The organism is Paenibacillus selenitireducens (assembly GCF_002021565.1).
In the GTDB taxonomy this organism is placed as follows: domain Bacteria; phylum Bacillota; class Bacilli; order Paenibacillales; family Paenibacillaceae; genus Paenibacillus_K; species Paenibacillus_K selenitireducens.
In genome coordinates this window covers 1-3,628 of sequence record NZ_MSZX01000037.1, presented here as the reverse complement: position 1 = coordinate 3,628, position 3,628 = coordinate 1, and the positions used below count along the sequence as shown (strand labels likewise).

Genomic DNA, 3,628 nt, shown 5'->3' with positions numbered 1-3,628 from the left:
GGTGTTGGTATATTAAGCTCATCCCAGTTCATCGGGGATGAGCTTTTCTTTTATACTTAAAAGATTAGCACTGGGTTAAGAACGAATGTGGTGTTGGGACTTAGATCTCGTCACATAAAGTGTTTCAGCCCTAGCAATGTTCATACCCCGATTTAGCTGGTTGGGCCTAGAGCCCGTATCACCGTGCCAACCTGTGGAGAGCATTTGTTTTGGGTCCTAGTGTCATCCAAGGAGGTCATATGAATCAACCTGTTTTAAGTATCGATATTGCGAAGGGGAAGAGCGTTGCCGCTGCCTTCACTTCCTATGGCGTACAAGTGAAAAAGCCCTTCTCTTTCTCCCATTCACCTGATCATGTTTCGTCATTGCTTTCAGTTCTTGTTCAGCTTGAAGAATCTACAACGCTGCGACCAACTGTCGTTATGGAGGCGACTGGTAATTATTCGAAGCCTATTGCTTCTTTCTTTTTCTCGCACGGGTATCCCGTTTTCTTGTTAAACCCCTTAACGACTCATGAGCTCAAAAAGCGCTCTACTCGTAAGGTAAAGACCGATCCTATTGATGCAATTCGAATTGCTAATGCATTCTATTTAGGGGAAGGTACGCCAATCATGCCAATGGATGAAAAGGTCACTGAACTACGGTTTCTCTGTCGCCAACATGCCCAATGGAAAGCTCTTCTTGGTGAAGTTCAGCTGCAATTCCGTTCCATTCTGGATTTGGCTTTTCCGGGCTATGACAAGGCTTTTCAGAACATTTTCAACCCTTCATCCATTCAGCTTCTCACTAAATTCCCTTCCCCCTCAGCTTTACTGACTGCGGACAAAGAGGACGTATTAACCATTCTTATGCTGAATCGAAGAGGTCGTACTTGGAATGAAGATAAATACGCGCAGCTTCTGGGAATTGCGCGGAGTAGCCTTCCTGATCCGTGTGGATCTCAGGCGCATATATTTGCAATGCAGAATTTCATAGGGTTATTCAAGGCTTACCAAGAAGGAATTACAGCACTCGAAAAACAAATGGAATCCTTAGTTCAAGAATCTTCTGCCTACCACCTACTACGATCGATCCCTGGGGTGGGGCCGATTACTGCGGCAATGATTCACGCTGAAATTGGGGACATAAAAAGGTTCCCTTCCGTGAAACAGTTGACCGCTTTTGCAGGGCTGGATTCATCTGTTTACGAGTCAGGAACCTTTAAAGCAAACCAGAATCGTATCTCAAAACGGGGCTCTGCATATCTCCGTACAGCGCTCTACCAAGCAACAGTTGGGGGTATCTCAAAGCAAATCCACGGCCCTCGAAATCCGATTCTATGGCAATATTACCAGCAAAAACGACTTGAAGGCAAACCTGCCAAAGTTGCCATTGTGGCGACTTCAAACAAGCTTTTGCGCATGATTTACGGAATTTTGAGTAACGACGCGCCCTTTCAGAGCAAATAACGGATATTAATAGTTATATTTTACCATTAACTCGCTTCTTGCAGTAGGCTTATTTGAGTCTGCATTCTTTGGAGTTCTGAAATCTTAAATCTGTTGAATCTTGACTTTGATTAGCTGGTTTATCTGGATACGCCATCTAGGAAACACTAACATTTCTTTTACTTAATTTCTTAAATACCGAGTATTCCTTATTGGACTTAATAAAACTTAATATCTTTTCGGCACATTCTATTGGATTCATCTCTTCAGTATTTACTTCGAGGTCATATTCATCAAAGCAATATACTTTGCTAAACTGTGAAGCTGCTAGTCCAATCTTTCGATCTCCTCTTGTTTGCTCTCTTCTTATGAGTTCTTCTTTCGAGCATATTACACCTATAAATAACGTAGGCTGATCGAAAAATTGATCAAGAAAAACATTAAACCTCTTGTCATTGTCGATTACGGTATCTACTATTACATTAAAACCCATTTCTGATAACAATTTAATTGTCGAATAGTACACTGAGATTATGGAATCATCAAGTATTTGTGCGACAACTTGATCATCTACTTCTCTTATAGGTTCATCTGGAAATTTATTATTAATAAATTCATTGTAATTATTAAAAAAATCATCAATTGATAAATGATAAAAAAGAATCTCTTTCTGATTTATCAGTTCCATAGAAATACTAGTCTTCCCTGAACTTGAAGTTCCGTTCAACAACACAATGAGTCCTTGCTTCAAACGAATCACCCTCACATATAAGATTTGCGTATCTTTCAGATAACGTTATATTCACAAAGTTCACAAAATTATCCAACTCATAAAATATTCGAGAAACGATTGAACTATCCTGCCCTTTACTTCAATGAACATTAAAGAGGAGCTGTCCTTATGGCAGCTCCTCACTATCTGAACAATTTATGTAAAAACATAAACTATTCAAACCACTGCCTTGGTCCGATGGTATGGAATAAATGATCACTATCAGTATTAGAAGCATCCTTTATACGTGAAATAGTAAAATCACTAATCGGACTAGGTAAATCGTCCACATTGAAAAACTTACATTCTGTTACTTCCTCCGCATCTGGTTGTGGTTGATGATTGTCGACCACCTTACAAGCGAAAACAAAGTGATGCATGTCGTAAGCGGGTTCATAATACACGCCAGTTAAACGCCCTACAGTAACTTCAAGCCCCGTCTCTTCAAGAACTTCTCTCTTTACGGTATTCTCTGCAGACTCATTTTGCTCAGATAGCCCACCAGGTAGTTCCCAATTGTATTTCCCGTAGTTATGTTTTACTAGAAGGATTCGCTCTTCTGAATCCATAATGACCGCAGCTGCCCCCACTGGCTTTTTTGACATATCCATATCCCCCTGAATATTCCGAATTGTAAAAATACCCCATCTAAATAAACGATAAATCTTCTAAATTTGTTTCGTATTTAATTAAGGAATCCTGCCCGTTAGCGGGGAAAAGGCAGCCGATATTGGCTGCCTTTTCTAATGGTTATTGCGGTATAGTGTCCCGTTAGCGGAATAAATAAAGGTATTGAGATTCATGCCAGAACGTAGAACCCACAAACGGTGGTTTGCAGGGTCACTCCTCTTTCATCGACTATTTCTCTTCGATTGGCGTATAAATCTCTAGCTCACTTTCAGGTGATGTCGGATTAAATCTTTCGTCCATCAACTCCACTACCCAACCTTTACTATGTTTGTAGCCATTCTCATCAATCCAACGGTTAAGAGAACCATAAGCATCACCTATTTTCCAAATCTCACCTTTGTGAGTATAGACAGCATAAGTGCACACAGGAGTGGTCTGGCTTACCATTCCTTGTGGAATAGAACCAATCTCTGTGACTTGAGCGGTTGTATAGTAGGTTCCAAGGTTATCGGGTGCATAATTACCTGGTTCGTATAGAGCCAATTTTTCACCAGTTCGATTTTGGATTTCCTCCATACGACTTATTAAAGAGTCAAATGATTGCGGAATTACGGTTGGGTATTCTGAATACTTCGCTTCATGCCTTGTTCCAACTGCTGAGAATCCTCTTTTGACCACTCTACACGTGTTATCTTTAACGCCTAGTTCGCTCATTTCGTTTCTCCTTTCGGTTTCTGAATCGTATAAAAAGGCATAAAATAACATTTCGATTAHGCTNDGRYANAGTATHNATSSGYAS

Annotated in this window: 4 protein-coding genes; 1 reads left to right on the top strand and 3 read right to left on the bottom strand. The window is 40.4% G+C overall.

The genetic code is table 11. From position 1 onward, the window contains the following. The first annotated feature begins 239 nt into the window (after positions 1-239). On the top strand, positions 240-1,448 hold the full coding sequence (locus BVG16_RS32185) for an IS110 family RNA-guided transposase (protein WP_078501439.1): 1,209 nt from the start codon (positions 240-242) through the stop codon (positions 1,446-1,448). Between the two features lie 136 nt (positions 1,449-1,584). On the opposite strand, the gene BVG16_RS32180 is transcribed toward BVG16_RS32185, so the two are convergent. From BVG16_RS32180 to BVG16_RS32170, 3 genes are all read right to left on the bottom strand, one after another. Further along, the gene (locus BVG16_RS32180; protein ID WP_078503284.1) at positions 1,585-2,178 is read right to left on the bottom strand and encodes a chloramphenicol phosphotransferase CPT family protein; all 594 of its coding nucleotides are present in this window, start codon (positions 2,176-2,178) and stop codon (positions 1,585-1,587) included. A 194-nt stretch (positions 2,179-2,372) separates the two neighbouring features. After that, entirely contained in the window at positions 2,373-2,804 is a 432-nt protein-coding gene (locus BVG16_RS32175; protein WP_158081862.1) for an NUDIX hydrolase, read from the bottom strand. Between the two features lie 253 nt (positions 2,805-3,057). Then, the gene (locus BVG16_RS32170) at positions 3,058-3,543 is read right to left on the bottom strand and encodes a GyrI-like domain-containing protein (protein WP_158081857.1); all 486 of its coding nucleotides are present in this window, start codon (positions 3,541-3,543) and stop codon (positions 3,058-3,060) included. Positions 3,544-3,628: the final 85 nt, after the last annotated feature.